Source organism: Bradyrhizobium sp. LB13.1, assembly GCF_054056815.1.
Window position 1 is genome coordinate 1,636,357 of sequence record NZ_JBSRYQ010000001.1, and the last position, 15,160, is coordinate 1,651,516.

The 15,160-nt window shown below is 64.2% G+C and carries 14 protein-coding genes; 7 read left to right on the top strand and 7 right to left on the bottom strand.

The genetic code is table 11. The annotated features are described in order from the left end of the window. Positions 1-32 precede the first annotated feature (32 nt). Complete coding sequence (locus ACVWYI_RS07670) at positions 33-212, top strand: YdcH family protein (protein ID WP_247343151.1); 180 nt, start codon at positions 33-35, stop codon at positions 210-212. A gap of 92 nt (positions 213-304) precedes the next feature. On the opposite strand, the gene ACVWYI_RS07675 is transcribed toward ACVWYI_RS07670, so the two are convergent. After that, a complete protein-coding gene (locus ACVWYI_RS07675; RefSeq protein WP_247343154.1) occupies positions 305-1,420 on the bottom strand; it encodes an NAD(P)/FAD-dependent oxidoreductase in 1,116 nt (371 codons plus the stop codon). Between the two features lie 202 nt (positions 1,421-1,622). Here ACVWYI_RS07675 and ACVWYI_RS07680 point away from each other — a divergent pair, with 202 nt between their 5' ends. Continuing rightward, positions 1,623-4,310: a sensor domain-containing protein gene (locus tag ACVWYI_RS07680; RefSeq protein WP_456661624.1), complete on the top strand. Its 2,688-nt coding sequence runs from the start codon at positions 1,623-1,625 to the stop codon at positions 4,308-4,310. 35 nt (positions 4,311-4,345) lie between these two features. Next, a complete protein-coding gene (locus ACVWYI_RS07685) occupies positions 4,346-5,806 on the top strand; it encodes a glycerol-3-phosphate dehydrogenase (protein ID WP_247343326.1) in 1,461 nt (486 codons plus the stop codon). Here ACVWYI_RS07685 and ACVWYI_RS07690 read toward each other — a convergent pair. Both ACVWYI_RS07690 and ACVWYI_RS07695 read right to left on the bottom strand, forming a co-directional pair. Next, positions 5,803-6,105 carry a type II toxin-antitoxin system RelE/ParE family toxin gene (locus ACVWYI_RS07690; protein WP_247343160.1) on the bottom strand — a complete coding sequence of 101 codons (303 nt, stop codon included), beginning with the start codon at positions 6,103-6,105 and terminating at the stop codon, positions 5,803-5,805. The two genes, ACVWYI_RS07685 and ACVWYI_RS07690, sit on opposite strands and share 4 nt — an antisense overlap. Next, positions 6,102-6,332, bottom strand: a complete 231-nt coding sequence (locus ACVWYI_RS07695) for a hypothetical protein (protein WP_247343162.1) — start codon at positions 6,330-6,332, stop codon at positions 6,102-6,104. Before ACVWYI_RS07695 ends, ACVWYI_RS07690 begins: the two co-directional genes overlap by 4 nt. Positions 6,333-6,455: 123 nt before the next feature. Here ACVWYI_RS07695 and ACVWYI_RS07700 point away from each other — a divergent pair, with 123 nt between their 5' ends. Genes ACVWYI_RS07700 through ACVWYI_RS07715 form a run of 4 tightly spaced genes read left to right on the top strand, consistent with a single transcriptional unit; the run spans position 6,456 to position 9,617 of the window. After that, the gene (locus ACVWYI_RS07700) at positions 6,456-7,628 is read left to right on the top strand and encodes an ABC transporter ATP-binding protein (protein ID WP_247343165.1); all 1,173 of its coding nucleotides are present in this window, start codon (positions 6,456-6,458) and stop codon (positions 7,626-7,628) included. Then, positions 7,625-8,539, top strand: coding sequence for an ABC transporter permease (locus ACVWYI_RS07705; protein WP_247343167.1), 915 nt, complete (start codon positions 7,625-7,627; stop codon positions 8,537-8,539). Before ACVWYI_RS07700 ends, ACVWYI_RS07705 begins: the two co-directional genes overlap by 4 nt. A 4-nt stretch (positions 8,540-8,543) precedes the next feature. Continuing rightward, positions 8,544-9,356: an ABC transporter permease gene (locus ACVWYI_RS07710; RefSeq protein WP_247343170.1), complete on the top strand. Its 813-nt coding sequence runs from the start codon at positions 8,544-8,546 to the stop codon at positions 9,354-9,356. Between the two features lie 18 nt (positions 9,357-9,374). After that, on the top strand, positions 9,375-9,617 hold the full coding sequence (locus ACVWYI_RS07715) for a hypothetical protein (RefSeq protein ID WP_456661625.1): 243 nt from the start codon (positions 9,375-9,377) through the stop codon (positions 9,615-9,617). A gap of 48 nt (positions 9,618-9,665) precedes the next feature. Here the strand turns inward: ACVWYI_RS07715 and ACVWYI_RS07720 are convergent, their stop codons facing one another. The 4 genes from ACVWYI_RS07720 to ACVWYI_RS07735 form a co-directional block, all read right to left on the bottom strand. Beyond that, positions 9,666-10,517, bottom strand: a complete 852-nt coding sequence (locus ACVWYI_RS07720; RefSeq protein WP_247343175.1) for a carbohydrate ABC transporter permease — start codon at positions 10,515-10,517, stop codon at positions 9,666-9,668. Next, positions 10,514-11,386 carry a carbohydrate ABC transporter permease gene (locus ACVWYI_RS07725; RefSeq protein ID WP_247343177.1) on the bottom strand — a complete coding sequence of 291 codons (873 nt, stop codon included), beginning with the start codon at positions 11,384-11,386 and terminating at the stop codon, positions 10,514-10,516. The genes ACVWYI_RS07720 and ACVWYI_RS07725 overlap by 4 nt, the downstream gene beginning before the upstream one ends. Before the next feature lie 95 nt (positions 11,387-11,481). After that, positions 11,482-12,867, bottom strand: a complete 1,386-nt coding sequence (locus ACVWYI_RS07730) for an ABC transporter substrate-binding protein (protein ID WP_247343179.1) — start codon at positions 12,865-12,867, stop codon at positions 11,482-11,484. A 207-nt stretch (positions 12,868-13,074) separates the two neighbouring features. Continuing rightward, positions 13,075-15,003 carry an AsmA family protein gene (locus ACVWYI_RS07735; protein WP_247343181.1) on the bottom strand — a complete coding sequence of 643 codons (1,929 nt, stop codon included), beginning with the start codon at positions 15,001-15,003 and terminating at the stop codon, positions 13,075-13,077. Positions 15,004-15,160 lie beyond the last annotated feature (157 nt).

Consider the following 15,160-nt stretch of genomic DNA (forward strand, 5'->3'; position numbering starts at 1 on the left):
CCTAAAGGTTCAAACTACCGAGGAGGTTTCGAATGACAATTCAGGCACATCTCGTTGAATTGGAGCGGAAGCACAAAGTTCTCGAAAACGAACTGCACGAAGCTCTCGTGCACCTTTCAACAGACGACCTGCAAATTGTTGAGTTGAAGCGCCGGAAGTTGATGGTCAAGGACCAGATCGAGCGTCTCAGGCACGGCGACACGCTCCACTAGTAACCCCGTAATAGCGTAAAATTGATCGTACCCTTTCACGCAGGGGTGAGAGCCTGTGCGCTCATCCTTGCGGCAAGGTGCGCGCCGCGCAATCATTGCGCGAGACCGAGCCCTGCGAGTTCGGCGACGTGATCCGCGATCGCGAGCGATGACGTCAATCCGGGCGACTCGATGCCGAACAGATTGACCAGGCCTTCGACGCCGTGATCGCGCGGGCCCTGCATCAAGAAATCCTGCGTGGCCACCGCCGGCGGCACGATCTTCGGGCGGATGCCCGAATAGCTCGGCATGAGCGCGTCGTCAGGCAGCGTCGGCCAGTATTTGCGGATCGCCGGGTAGAAGCGCTCGGCGCGTGACGGGTCGACCTCGTAGTCGATCGTCTCGATCCATTCGACGTCAGGGCCGAAGCGTGCCTGCCCTGCCATGTCCAGCGTCAGGTGCACCCCTAGCCCGCCGGGCTCGGGCACCGGATAGATCAGGCGCGAGAACGGCGCCATCGCATTGCAGCTGAAGTAGTTTCCCTTGGCGAGATAGGCCCGCGGAATCCGGTCCAGCGGCATGCCGTCGATGTTGCGCGCTACCGTGGTCGCCGAGAGCCCCGCGGCGTTGACGAGGAGGCTGCATTGCAGCGTCATCGGCGCTTCGCCGCCCGCTTCGATCTCGATGACGCCGGCGGTCGCCTTGGCGCGGATCAGCGGGGTGTGAAACGCGAAGGCCGCACCCGCGTCCTCGGCTTCACCGCGTAGCGAGAGCATGTAGGCGTGGCTGTCGATGATGCCGGTCGACGGGGACAGCAGCGCGGCATCGCAGGCAAGCGCCGGCTCCAGCGCGCATGCCGCCTCGCCCGTGAGCAGCTGCATGTCGAGCACGCCATTGGCTTCGGCATGCGCCTTGATCGATTGCAGCTTCTCGGTCTCTTTCGGATTGGTCGCGACGATCAGCTTGCCGCAATTTCTGTGCGGGATGCCGCGCTCGGAGCAGTAGCGGTAGAGCGCGTGCTTGCCGTCGACGCACATGCGCGCCATCCAGCTCCCGGCGCGGTAGTAGATGCCGGCATGGATCACCTCGCTGTTGCGCGAGGAGGTGATGGTGCCGATGGCCTCGGCTTCCTCGAGCACGATCACCTCGCGCCCGGCTTGCGCCAGCTTTCGAGCCACCGCGAGCCCGACCACGCCGGCTCCGATGACGACGCAGTCGACCCTATCCATGGCTGTGCAGGACGTCCGCTCGAAGCGAAGGAGGCCTCAGGCCTGGGGAGGACGGCGCGGGGGCGTTTTCCGTTAAGGAGGCATTTATCATGTCAGGGCAATTGCCGTATTTGGCGTCACATTTTTCCGTTGCACGTACAGGCGTTTACCCGATCCAAACCGGCGAGACCAGACAATCCGACGTTGAAATCGCGGGTGGCTGATGGCTGAGAAGAACTGGCACGTGGGCAGCACGCTTCCGATTGCGGTGCAGGCCGTCGTGTGCCTGGCCGCAGCGGTCGCGCCTGCGCGCGCCTTTGCCCTCTCCGACAGCTTCGCCCCGCCGAGCTATCTCGGCGAGCTCAATCCCAACGTGATCTGGGAAGCCTTGATCGCGGGTGTCGTCATCTGCTCGTTCCTCGCCGCGATCGTGCTGTGGATCCATTCCTCGCTGCGCCGGACCAGGCGTCTGCAGCTGCGGCGCAATGCCTTCATCTCCTCCGCCATGAACAATCTCAACCAGGGCGTGGTGATGACGGATGCGCAGCGGCGCGTCATCTTCTGCAACGACCGCTATCTCGAGATTTACGGCCTCGGCCGCTCAGAGCTCTGGTCGGGCATGACGGGACCCGACATCCTCGCCTTGCGGCGCAAGCGTGGCGTCCTCGGAGTCGCCTCCGACGACGAATTCTACGAAAAGGCGGCAAGCACCAACGGCTTGATCACCGAACTGCCGGACGGGCGGGCCATCCTGGTAAAATATTTCGTGCTGCCCAACGGCGGCTCGGTGGCGACGCATCTGGACGTTAGCGAGCAGCGTAGGCTGTCGCGGCAGCTCGCCTCCACCAAGCAGTTCCTGGAAACGGTGCTGGACAACGTGCCGGCCTGCGTGGCCGCGAAGAGCATCGAGGATGGCCGCTACATCTTCGCCAACAGCGCCTATGAGCGCTTCTGGGGATTTTCGCGGGACCAGGTTGTCGGCAAGAACGCGCGCGAGCTGTTCGGGCCGAATTCGGCGGCCAGCATCGAGGCGACCGATCGGGCGGCGCTCATCGCGCCCGCCGGCCAGTACCGCAACGAATTCGAGGTCGAGCGCGGCGCGACCCAGCGCATGGTGGCCTCGATCCGGATCGTGGTCCGCAACGAGAGCAACAAGCCTGAATTCCTGCTGGTGGTGTTCGAGGACATCACCGACCGCCGCTCGCTGTCGCAGGAGCTGGAGAGCACGAAGAAGTTTTTGGAACTCGTGGTCGACAACATCCCGGTGGCGCTGATCGTCGAGCAGGTCAAGGACGGCCGCTATCTGCTCGCCAACCGCAGCGCGGAGACGATCCTGAACCGCAGACGCGAGGACGCCACGGGCCTGACCGCGTCCGACATCTTCAATCCCAAGGAAGCCAAGCTGATCATCGCGCGCGACGAAGCCGCGATCAAGAAGCGCGGGATGATCACCGAAGAGCATCCGATCTCGACCAAGGACGGCCTGCGACTGTTCCTCACCCGTCGCGCCACCGTGCTGAGCGACGCCGGCGAGCCGCAATATCTGATCAAGACTCACGAGGACGTCACCGATCGCCGGCAGACCGAGTCGCGCATGGCGCACATGGCCTATCATGACGGCCTCACCGATTTGCCGAACCGTGCCGCTTTCTTGCAGGCGCTGACCCAGATGATCGAGGCCTGCGAAGGCACCGGCGAGGAGTTCGCGGTTCTGTGCGTCGACCTCGACGGTCTCAAGGAGGTCAACGACGTCTTCGGTCATGCGCACGGCGACAAGCTTCTGGTCGAGGTGGCCCAGCGGCTCCAGGACTCCGCGCGCGGCGGCGTGGTGGCGCGCCTGTCTGGCGACGAGTTCGGCCTGATCATCGATGGCAAACAACCTGAGGCAGGTCTCGCGCTGGCGCAGCAGATCGGTGATGCCGTCGCCAAGGAATTCCAGATCGACGGCCGCCCGGTCCGCGCCGGTGTCACCACGGGCATGTCGATCTTCCCGCACAACGGCGCCGACGGCGCCTCGCTGCTCGCCAATGCCGGCGCGGCGCTGTTCCGCGCCAAGCAGAAGTCGCGCGGCACGATCAGCCTCTTCCAGCCGGAGATGGACCAGCAGATCCGCGATCGCCGCGTGCTGCATCAGGACCTCTCGATGGCGATCAAGAACGGCGAGCTTTCGCTCGCCTTCCAGCCGCAGGGCGCCACGGGCCACAGCGTCGTCGAGAGCGAGATCATCGGCTTCGAGGCATTGGCGCGCTGGCAGCATCCGGTGCGCGGCCAGGTCTCCCCGGCCGAATTCATCCCGATCGCGGAGGAAAGCGGCCTCATCGTCGAGATGGGCGAGTGGATCCTGCGCGAGGCCTGCCGCGAGGCGGCGTCCTGGCCGAAGCCGCTCCAGGTCGCGGTCAATCTGTCTCCGGCGCAGTTCATGCACGGCGACGTGGTCGGGCTGGTCCATTCGATCCTGATCGAGACGGGTCTCGCACCCGGCCGGCTCGAGCTCGAAATCACCGAGGGCGTGCTGATCGAGGACTTTGATCGCGGACTTGCGCTGCTGCGCCGGCTGAAAGCGCTTGGCGTACGCATCTCGATGGACGATTTCGGCAGCGGTTATTCCTCGCTGAGCTATCTCCAGGCGTTCCCGTTCGACAAGATCAAGATCGATCGCGCCTTCATCATCAATCTCGGCCGCAACCCGCAATCGGCGGCGATCGTGCGCGCGGTGATCGATCTCGGCCATGGCCTGGAAATGTCGATCGTCGCCGAGGGCGTCGAGACGCTCGAACAGCTCGCCTTTCTCGCCGAGGAAGGATGTGACGGCGTGCAGGGCTATCTGCTCGGCAAGCCCCTGCCGATCGGGAAATATGCCGGCCTCGTCGGCCGCGCCGAAGTCATGGAGCTTGCGCTCAAGACCGGCTAGAGATGGCGAGCGTTTCGCTCCTTCTCGACGGCTTCATGGCGGATTACGACCTTGCGATCATCGGTGGCGGCCTGAACGGTGTCAGCCTCGCGCGCGATGCCGCCGGCCGCGGCCTGCGGGTCATCCTGTTGGAGCAGGGCGATCTGGGCGGCGCGGCATCGTCGGCAACGCCGCGGCTGATCCACGGCGATCTGTCGGTCCTGGAACGGCGCGGCTTCCGGCGGGTGCGCCGGGCGCTCGCCGAGCGCCGGACCTGGCTCCGGATCGCGCCGCATCTGGTCCGGCCGATGCGCTTCGTAATACCGGCGCATTCCGATGAGCGTCCGCCATGGCTGCTGCGCGCCGGCCTGTTCCTCTACGACAGCCTCACGAGCCGGAGCGGCCTGCCGGCGGCGACCACGCTCGACATCACGCATCATCCGGTCGGCAACGCGCTGAAACGACCGTTCGGCACGGCCTTCGAATATTCGGACTGCGTCGTCGACGATTCCCGCCTGGTGGTGCTCACGGCCCTGGATGCGGCCGAGCGTGGCGCTGCGATCCGGACCGGGGCACGCTGCGTGCGCGCCGATCGAACCGACACATGGCGGCTCGCGGTGGTCGATCGCGGCCATCGCCGCACGATCACGGCCCGGGCGCTGGCCAACGCCACCGGCGGCTGGACCTCGATGGTCGCGGAGACCGTGCTGCGGCAGCCGCAACCCGCCATGGCGGCGATGCAGATGAGCCAGATCGTCGTCCCGCGGCTGTTTGATTCCGATAACGTCTACGTTTTCCAGAACAGCGATGACCGGCTGATCTTCGCGAGCCCCTTCGAGCGCGACTTCACGCTGATCGGCACGATCACGCACGATTTCACCGGCGATCCCGCGATCGTCGCGATGCCGGGGGCCGACGTCGGCTATCTCTGCGAAGCGGCCAGTCGCTATTTCCGCGAGCAGGTCGCCCCGACCGACGTGGTGCGCGTGGTCTCCGGCGTCAACCTGACGCTGGCGTCCGCGCGCCGGCGTGACGGCACGACGCTGTTCCACGCGCGGCGGCGCAAGGCGCCGCTGATCACGATGTTCGGCGGCGACGTCACCACCTCGCGCCTGCGCGCGGAGCGGGCAGTGACGAAGTTGACGCCGTTCTATCCGATGTCGCCGCCCTGGACCGCAGGCGAGGCGCTGCCGGGCGGAGATTTCGCCTGGGATCGTTTCGATACCGAGGTCGATCTCGCGCGTGACCGCTGGCGCTTTCTCTCGGAGCCGCAGACCCAGCGCCTGGTGGCGGCTTATGGTTCGCGCCTATCAGCGGTGCTCGGCGAAGCGAACAGCCGTGACGATCTCGGCCCGGCTTTCGGCCCTGAGCTGACCGGCGCCGAGGTACGCTATCTCATGACCCACGAATGGGCGCGCTTTCCCGAGGACATCCTGTGGCGCCGCTCCAAGCTCGGCCTGACGATGCCCGCGGCGGACCGCGATGCGCTGGCGGCGTTCATGGCGAACCTGAACTAATCAGAGCCGCGCGTGCCGGGCATCCTGCCGGGATCGCGAGCACCATGGCGGATGGCGTGGATGATGATCTCCTGGCTCCGAATCTCGTAGAAAACGAGAAACGGGTGGGGCGTTGTGGTTAGCCTCCGGATATCCGGATCGTCTGTTCGCAGGCCGATCTCAGGATGCGCCAGCAGCAGGCCGACCACGTCCTGAATGCGCTTTTGGACACGTGCTGCTCCCCGCGGTGACGTCGCTGAGATGTAGGTTAGAATCGAATCGAGATCGGCCAGCGCCGGAAGCGTATAGCGGATATTCACAGGCCGTGTTTGGCCCAGGTCGCGCGGACTTGAGCCTCGGTTGCGAATTCGCCTCGCTTTGCAGCCTCCTTGGACGCGGCAATCGCCGACCGCTCGTCATCCGAGAGGATGACGGGGGCGGCCCCTTCCGCGCCGGCGAGCTGCATCACAATTCGGGCGATGTTATCCTGCGCGTCCGCCGGCAGACTGCGTGCGATTTTCAGGGCTTGATCCAGCAGCTTTGTCATCTCTGTAACCTTACGCCATTTGGGGGCTAGCATGAAGACCAATTCGGGCCGATCCGCCCCGACCCGGTTGAGGTAGGGGTGATCGGCCGCTAGCGTGCGGCGGAATCGGGGTTGGCGGGGACCATGACTGACAAGTTGCCCAGAACGAATGCCACGGCCAAGGCGGCCCGCGGGGACGCGCACCCGGCGGCCGGCGAGCCGCTGCTGCGCATCGAGGGCGTTGCCAAGACATTCGGGACGTTCCGCGCCGTGGACGGCGTGTCGCTCGACATCAAGGCCGGCGAGTTTTTCGCGCTGCTCGGACCCAGCGGCTGCGGCAAGACCACGCTGCTGCGCATGCTCGCCGGCTTCGAGGCCCCGGACGAAGGGCGCATCCTGCTCGGCGGCAAGGACATCGCACAGGCGCTGCCGCATGAGCGGCCGATCAACATGATGTTCCAGAACTACGCGCTGTTTCCGCATCTCGCGGTGCGCGACAACATCGCCTTCGGCCTGAAGCGCGCCGGCATGGCGCGCGGCGAGATCGCCACGCGTGTGGCGGAAATGGTCGCGCTGGTGAAGCTCGAAGGGCTGGAGAAGCGCAAGCCCGATCAGCTCTCGGGCGGCCAGCGCCAGCGCGTGGCGTTGGCGCGTGCACTGGCGCGACGCCCGCAGCTCCTCCTGCTCGACGAGCCGCTCGCGGCGCTCGACAAGAAGCTGCGCGAAAACACGCAAGGCGAGCTGATGGAGCTTCAGCGTCGGCTCGGCATGACCTTCATCATCGTCACCCACGATCAGGAGGAGGCGATGACGATGGCGAGCCGGATCGGCGTGATGAGGGACGGCAAGCTCGCGCAGGTCGCGAGTCCCCGCGAGCTCTACGAGGCTCCGCATTCGCGCTGGATCGCGGAGTTCGTCGGCGACGTCAATCTGTTCGACGGTGAGTTCAAGCTGCGCGACGGTCATCAACTGGTGATCGCCACGCAAGGTGCGGGCACGCTGGTGGTCGCCGAGCCGCGGGAACGGGTGGGCGAGAGCCATTTGTCGGTGGCTATTCGCCCCGAGAAGGTGAAGCTGTCCCGCCGCGGCCCGGTGGGCGAGATCGGCCATGCGGTGGCGATCAACAGTCTGGACGGCGTGATCGCCGACATCTGCTATCTCGGCGGCACCACCACTTACAAGGTGAAGCTGGACGCCGGTGGGATGATGCAGGCTGCAGTCGCCAACAGCGCGCGCCTGGACATCGATGCCTACAGCCTGAACCAGCATGTCGTCGCCTGGTTCACGCCCGACGACTGTGTGGTGCTGCCGTCATGAGCGCGCGCCGCATTTTTGCGCGACCGGCTCGCCTTGCCGCCATCATGCCCTATGTCTGGATGGTGCTGTTCTTCCTGGTGCCGTTCGGCTTCGTGCTGAAGATCAGCCTGTCGCAGACGGCGATCGCGCAGCCGCCTTACGAGCCGGTGTTCGACCTGACGCAAGGATGGGAGGCGCTGAAGGCCGCCTTTGCCGCGCTGTCTGTCGACAATTTCAGGCTGCTCGCCTCCGACGACATCTACATGTTCGCCTATGTGCGTAGCCTCACCGTCGCCGTCACCGCGACCGCGCTGTTGCTCCTGATCGGCTATCCCATCGCCTACGGGATGGCGCGGTTGCCGACGCGCTGGCAGGCGGTGGCGATGGTGCTGGTGATCGTGCCGTTCTGGACCTCGTTCCTGATCCGGATCTATGCCTGGATCAACATCCTCCAGCATGACGGCCTGCTCAACCAGATCCTGCTGGCGCTGCATCTGGTCAGCCAGCCGGTGGTATGGCTCTCCACCGACAGCGCGATGTATATCGGCATCGTCTATTCCTACCTGCCCTTCATGATCCTGCCGCTCTACGCCACGCTCGCCAAGATGGAGCCGGTGCTGGAGGAGGCCGCCTCCGATCTCGGCGCGCCGCCCTGGCAGGTGTTCTGGCTCGTCACCTTCCCGCTGTCGCTCCCTGGCGTCGGTGCCGGCGTGCTGCTGTGCTTCATCCCCATCGTCGGCGAGTTCGTCATCCCTGATCTCTTGGCCGGCTCCAATTCGCTGATGATCGGCCAGACGTTGTGGCTCGAATTCTTTACCAACAAGGACTGGCCGGTCGCCTCCGCCGCAGCCATCGTGCTGCTGGTGGTGCTGCTGGCGCCGCTGCTGCTGTACGAACGGCTCCAGAAGCGGCAGCTGGAACAGGGGAGGTGAGTCGATGCGCAAGATCTCCCGCCTATCCCGTTTCAACATCGCCTCGCTCACACTGGGTCTGGCGTTCCTTTATCTGCCGATTCTCATCCTCGTCATCTATTCCTTCAACGCCTCGCGGCTGGTGACGGTCTGGGGCGGCTGGTCGCTGCGCTGGTATCAGGAGCTCTTCAGCGACCGCGCCATGATCGAGGCGGCCTGGATGAGCCTGCGGGTCGCGATCTCCTCGGCGACCATTGCGACCCTGCTCGGCACGCTCGCGGCTGTGGCGCTGTCACGCGGCGAGCGTTTTCGCGGCCGCACGCTGTTTTCCGGCATGCTCTATGCGCCGCTGGTGATGCCGGAGGTGATCGCCGGGTTGTCGCTGCTGCTGCTGTTCGTGGCGCTGAACGCCGAGCGCGGCTTCTGGACCGTGACGATCGCGCACACCACGCTGACGATGTGCTTCGTCGCCGTCGTCGTGCAGTCCCGGCTCGGCTCACTTGATCGCTCGCTGGAAGAGGCCGCCATGGATCTCGGCTGCGATCCCGTCCGCGCCTTTCTGGCAGTGACGTTGCCGCTGATCGTCCCCGCGATCGTCGCCGGCTGGATGCTGGCCTTTACGCTATCGCTGGACGATCTCGTGATCGCGAGCTTCACCACAGGGCCCGGTTCGGCGACCCTGCCGATCCGGATCTACTCGGAGGTGAGGCTGGGGGTGAAGCCCGAGATCAATGCCATCTGCACGCTGGTGATAGGCCTGATCGCGGTGGTCATCGTCATCGCCTCGCTCGCCTCGAAACTGTCGAGCTCGCAGGGCGAGAGCGCGGCGCCATTGTAGTCTCATAGGAGAGTGACGATGAACCGCGCGGAAAAATGGCGTCAACTTGAGGAGGCTCTGACAAATCTGGTTGGGTCGATATCATCTCAACTCTCTCGCCGAGACCGTGAGCTACTGACTGAGTTTATCGAGAATCGAGAATTTGGCGTCGCGCTGGAATGGCTGCACTCGTCAATCATAGGAAATGATCTTCGGCCCTCTTCGGGCCAGCAACTTGAAATTCAACGATTGACGGCAGCGATGAATATCGACCTGTCGTAGCCGCTGCCCACGACAGGTATTCGGGTCGATGATCGCGCGAGATCGAGATTACGACTTCACCGCGCCCGCCGTGAGCCCGCCCACCATGTAGCGGCGGAAGGCGTAGTAGATCGCGGCCGGTGGCAGCGCGTAGATGAAGCCGGTCGTCATCAACAGCTCCCACGGCGAGTCGTCGGCGGCGAGGAAGTTGCCGAGCGCGACGGGGAGGGTGATCTCGCGGTCGTTCGAGAGCAGCAGGAACGCGTAGAGGTATTCGTTCCAGGCGAGCAGCACCGCATAGGTGCCGATCGCGACCAGCGAGGGCATCATCAACGGCAAATAGACCAGGCGGAAGATCTGGAGGGTGGTCGCGCCGTCCATTACGGCGGCCTCGTCCAACTCGACCGGCAGCTTGTCGGAGGCCTGCTTGAGCACCCAGATCGCGTAAGGGCTGGCGATCGTCACCATGGCCAGGATCAGCGACCAATGATTGTTGAGCAGGCCGTAATTACCCATGGTGCGGTACATCGGCACCGCGAGGAAGGCCGCCGGGATGAAGTAGGTGAACAGCGCGAGGTTCATCACGATGCGCCCGCCGGGCACGCGCAGGCGCGAGATCGAGAACGCCGCCGCGGTCGCGATGACCAGTGTCAGCACGCCGACGGCCGCCGCGATCACCAGCGAATTCCAGAACTGCACGTAGAAGTCGCGCAGGAAATAATGCTGCTGCTTGAACACGATTTCGAAGTTGTGCAGCGTCGGATGATCCGGCCACAGTTTGCCCGAGAACGCGTCCTCCTTCGGCGAGATCGCGAACAGGAACATGTGATAGATCGGTATCATCGTCCACAGGAAGACGGGAATGCCGATCAGGAGCAGCCGCGATTCGGTCGCGACATCGCGTAGAGAGGGAAGCTTCATCGCGACAACCGTTTCATCATGAAATACATCAGCGGGAGGACGAACGGTACCGCGCAGACGATTGAGGCCATCGCGAGCGAGAGCTGGTCGAGCCGGAGATAGCGGATGCCGAGCGTCGACAACACGTGCGTGAGGTCGGCCGGGCCGCCGCCGGTGAGCAGATAGACGCTGTTGAAGTCGCCGAGCGTCCAGATCATCGAGAGCAGTGTGCAGGTGATGTAGAGCGTCTGCAGCGACGGCCAGGTAATGTAACGGAATTTCTGCCACCAGCTCGCGCCGTCGACCTCTGCGGCCTCGAACAGATCTTGCGCGATCGCAAGGCGTCCGGTCATCAGAATCAGCGTCCAGAACGGCAGCGACTTCCAGATGTGGACGCCGATCGCCATGGTCAGCGCCACGGTCGGGTCGTTCAGCCAATTCGGGCCGTCATCGCCAGTCAAGGAGAAGATGAAGTGGTTCACCATGCCCCATTCGGGGTTGAACATGAAGCGCACCGACAGAATGGTCGGGATCGACGGCACTGCCCAGGGCAGGATGAAGATCACCGAGAGCCATTTGATCCAGGTGCGCTGCTGGGCGAAGAAGCCGGACAGGAACAGCGCGATCAGCATCTTGATGTTGATGCCGATGAGCAGGAAGATCAGCGTGTTGACGGCTGCGCGCGCGAAGATCGGGTCGTTGTAGAGCGCGACATAATTGGACGGGGCCCGCGCCAGCCATAGCCCGTAACCGACGGGGTAGACGACGAAGGCGAGGAAAACGAGCAAATAGGGTGCGAGCAGCACGATGCCCCAGATTTGCGGCGGGGTCAGCCGCGACGACAAGGGCGGTGCAGGGATCGACTGATCGCCAGAGAGCGTAATCGCCATTCTTTTCCGACTCTTCAAAGAGTTGCCGGCCGCGAAACGCGGCCGGTGTTATTCTTATACCTTCCCACGCAGAGCGGGGAGAGGGGTGGGATGAATTAACCCGCGACCTGCTTGATGCGGACGATCAGCTCGTCGACGGCCTTGTCGACCGGCACCTTCTCGCTGACCACCCGGTTCATAGCCTTGGCCCAGACGTTCTCGTTGTTCAGAATCGTGAACTTCCAGTTCTTGGTGAAGTCGAACGGCGCGGTGCCGCCCGTGAACTGGGCATAGACCGCCTTGCGGTGCTTGTCGGCCTGCCAGAACGGGCTGGCCTGGCTTTCCTTCGTCACCGGGAACCAGCGGCCGAGCGCGCCCTCGATATAGGGGCGAACGTTCTCTTCCTGGAGCAGGAAGCTGATGAACTGCTTGGCCTCGGCCTTGTTCTTGGCCGCGGTGAAGACCAGCCCGGTCTTGACGTCGGAGCGGTAGCGAATGGTTGAACCATCCGGTGCCTTGGGGAAGGACGCCGTCACGATGTCCTGCTCGTAAGCCTTCTTGCCGGCGTCGCGCTGGTCCTGCGTGAGAGCCTGGTTCTGGGAATCTTCGTACCATTTCGCCGCGATCGAGATCGTGAAGTTGTGGGTCATCACGATGGTCTTGTTGTGGAAGGCGACGTTGTTGTCCGGATCCTTCCAGGTCGTGGAGGACGGCGGCGTGCAACCTTTGATGTAGGTGTCGGTGTAGTCCTTAAGCGCCTTGATCAGGTTCTCGCGAACCTTGGGATCGTCGACCGTGAGCTTGCCGTCGTCGTCGACCAGCTTGACGTGGTAGGCGTCCATGAAGGTGTAGAACGACTGAAAGGCATCGGTGGATTCCACGCCCATCGGCTGGCCGACGCCATAGATGCGCTGGCCGGTGGCTTTACGGATCCCCGGTTGCACCTTGTCGCACCAGAACGTCCAGTAACCTGCCCAGTCGGTCGGGATGTCGGCGAGCTTGAAGCCGGCCTTCTCCAGCATGTCGTTCCAGATCTCGACATGCATGCTCTGCTGCTTCAGCGGGAAGCCGTAATAGGCTTTCTTCTTGGTGACGTCGTTATAGAGGATCGACGCATCCAGCGTGTTCTGCACGAACCGGCCCTTGATCGGCTCCATCACGTCCGTGAGGTCCTCGAGCTTGCCCTCATAGGCCCACTTGCCCTGCGCCTGCACGTCATAGGAATCGGAATAGGCGACATCGGGCACGGTGCCGGCATCGAGCGCGGCGACCGTCTTCGGAATCATGTCCTGGATCGCGTACTGCGACAATTCGACCTTGATGCCAGTCTTGGCTTCGAACTTCTTGATCGTTTCGAGCAGCGCGTCGTCTTCGGAACGGTAGAAGCCCTTGCCCCACCAGACCGTAATCGTCTTCTGCTGCGCAAATGCGGGTGCAGCGGCTGCAAGCAGCCCGGCCGCAGCGACCGCCAATGATACTGCGCCAATAACCTTGGATTTCACGTTTATCTCCCTCAAACGGCCGGTGTTTTTAACCGGTCGTATAAAACACTAGCCCATGGCCGTCAGCCGATCTAGCGGCATCTTGTCAGACATAGGTCGTGGGTGTCGGGCGAGAGAAGATGCTTAATGTGCGCATCAATCCAATCGCCGCATCAATTCGCCCTGATCAATTCGCGCCGATCGGCTGGTGCCGCTTGATCGCTGTTCCTAGTTGGACTTCGCGCCTTGCTTGGCGTTCTCCGCCGTCGGCGATTCGGCCGGTGCGGGACGTTTTCCGCTGCCGGTGATGCGCTCGATCGCGGAGCGCACCGCGTCGCCCGGCTTGCGGTCCTTGAGCATGTCGAGCAGCGGCGCTGAAGCCGGCGAGCGACGGATCAGGCTTTCCGGATCGGGGAAGATCAGGGGATCGTCCCAGGGGCCCTGCACCACGAAGGGCAATTCGAAGCCCGACGCGCTGTTGAGGCTGGCCACGCCCTTCATGTCATATTCACGCGTCGGCACCGAGGCGGTGCCGGTCATCGTGATCTTCGCCGCAGGTCCTTCGACGCGGATGTCCTCGGCGGTGGCGACGCCGTCGGAGAACTTCACCGCGATGGTGAGATTGTCGTAAGGGGTAGTGCCGTTGCGGAAATTGCCGCCGCCGGACAGCGGCCGCCGCTCCAGCCGCTTCAGGAGCTGCTCGGCATTGAAGCCCGAGATCGCGCCGTCATGTCCGATCACGGTGGCGCTGCCGTCGAGCGACTGCACGAGGCCGAACGGGCTCGAGCCGGAAGCGAGGAGCGAGACGTTGATGTTGCCGCGGCCGGACAGCTTGTTGAGACCGAACAGCTCGGAGGCGCAGGCCTGGAGGTCGACGTCGGTGAACTGGAATTGCGCCTTGATGTCGGCGACGGTGTCGGAGCGCGCGATGCCGAACGAGCCCTTGGCGATACCGCCATAGACCTGGGCCTCGCCGACCGAGAGCGCCAGCGTGCCATTGCGCAAATTCGCGCCGATCGCGGTGCGGCCGAGTTTCGACGCGCCGACCGTCAGCTTGGCTGCCGACAGGCGCATGTCGAGGTCGGTGGTCGACAGGGCGTTGAGATCGAACAGCTGCCTGTTCCAGTCGCGCGCGCCGCTCGCGAGCAGGCGGAAGGTCGAGATATAAGGTGTGAAGTCGAGCGCGTCGGCGGCGAGCGTCGCCTGCAGCGTCTGCCGGCCGTTATTGGCGTAGGTCATTACGCCCTCGGCGCTGTTGCCGTCGAGCTCGATATTGACGTTGGTGAGCGCGATCGAGGCGCCGACGACATTGGCGCGCGCCTTCAGCGCGAAGCGGCCGAAGCCGCCGCTGGCAGGCTGCGGCTGGCCGCTCCAGCGCAGCGCGTTGCGCAAGGACGGGCTGTCGATGGTGAGCGTGCCCTCCATCATCGGGCTGGTGCGGTTGGCGACGCTGCCGTCGAAGGCGAGCTTGAGCGGGGCGCTCGCGATCCGCGCCTTCAACCCCGAACGGTCGCCGGAAAGGGCGGCGACGAAATCGGCGAAGCTGATCGAGCCGTCGACGCGCTCGCCGCGCCAGTCGAATTGTCCGGTCGCGGCGAAGGAGCGCGAGATCGAGGGCCACGCCAGCGACAGGTCGATGTCCTCGAACTTCTCGGTGCCGTGCGTGGCAGCGTTCTCGTAATTGAGCACGCCGTCCTGGATCCGGATTTCGGAGAACGACACCTGATTCTCGGCGCCGGGCTTCATGGTGCGCGCGATGGTCTGGATGAAGGGCGTCCAGTTGCTTTCGCCGTCCGGCTTCAGGCTGACATGGATGCGCGGCCGCAGCAGCGTCAGGTCGGCGATCTCGAACCGTTGCAGCAGCAGCGGCAGCAGCCGCAGGTTCGCGGTGAGCACGTCGACATGGAGCGCGGGATCGCTGGTGCCGCCGCCCTTCAGGCCGACGTCATGGAAGGAGATGTAGCTCGCCGGCAGCACCGAAATATCGATCGCGCCGTTGACGCTGAGCTCGAGCCCGGTGACAACGCGGATCTGCGCTTCCACCGCCTTGCGCAGCGCGTCGCGGTTGATGAGCCAGGAAGTCGCGATCAGGGCGATCAGCGCGCCGCCGAGCAGCGCCGCGATCGGCGTCCCGAGGCGCTTTATTCCTTGGGCCATGGTCAATGGCATGTCCTGATCGGGTTGGTCGTTGGAGCCAGAAGGGCGGGCCGGTAAACCTGCGTGCCCACACCCGACCCCCGCCAACTTGATGGGTTTTCTTGTCGCTTTCAAGGCCACGGACGGTTTTGCCCACGGCGTGGGCAGCTTCTACCAC

Coding starts and splice junctions, on each gene's coding strand:
- ACVWYI_RS07720 (WP_247343175.1), bottom strand. CDS start 10,517: ATGAAGCTTCCCTCTCTACGCGATGTCGCGACCGAATCGCGGCTGCTC.
- ACVWYI_RS07735 (WP_247343181.1), bottom strand. CDS start 15,003: ATGGCCCAAGGAATAAAGCGCCTCGGGACGCCGATCGCGGCGCTGCTC.
- ACVWYI_RS07705 (WP_247343167.1), top strand. CDS start 7,625: ATGAGCGCGCGCCGCATTTTTGCGCGACCGGCTCGCCTTGCCGCCATC.
- ACVWYI_RS07725 (WP_247343177.1), bottom strand. CDS start 11,386: ATGGCGATTACGCTCTCTGGCGATCAGTCGATCCCTGCACCGCCCTTG.
- ACVWYI_RS07685 (WP_247343326.1), top strand. CDS start 4,346: ATGGCGGATTACGACCTTGCGATCATCGGTGGCGGCCTGAACGGTGTC.
- ACVWYI_RS07710 (WP_247343170.1), top strand. CDS start 8,544: ATGCGCAAGATCTCCCGCCTATCCCGTTTCAACATCGCCTCGCTCACA.
- ACVWYI_RS07670 (WP_247343151.1), top strand. CDS start 33: ATGACAATTCAGGCACATCTCGTTGAATTGGAGCGGAAGCACAAAGTT.
- ACVWYI_RS07700 (WP_247343165.1), top strand. CDS start 6,456: ATGACTGACAAGTTGCCCAGAACGAATGCCACGGCCAAGGCGGCCCGC.
- ACVWYI_RS07680 (WP_456661624.1), top strand. CDS start 1,623: ATGGCTGAGAAGAACTGGCACGTGGGCAGCACGCTTCCGATTGCGGTG.
- ACVWYI_RS07695 (WP_247343162.1), bottom strand. CDS start 6,332: ATGACAAAGCTGCTGGATCAAGCCCTGAAAATCGCACGCAGTCTGCCG.
- ACVWYI_RS07715 (WP_456661625.1), top strand. CDS start 9,375: ATGAACCGCGCGGAAAAATGGCGTCAACTTGAGGAGGCTCTGACAAAT.
- ACVWYI_RS07675 (WP_247343154.1), bottom strand. CDS start 1,420: ATGGATAGGGTCGACTGCGTCGTCATCGGAGCCGGCGTGGTCGGGCTC.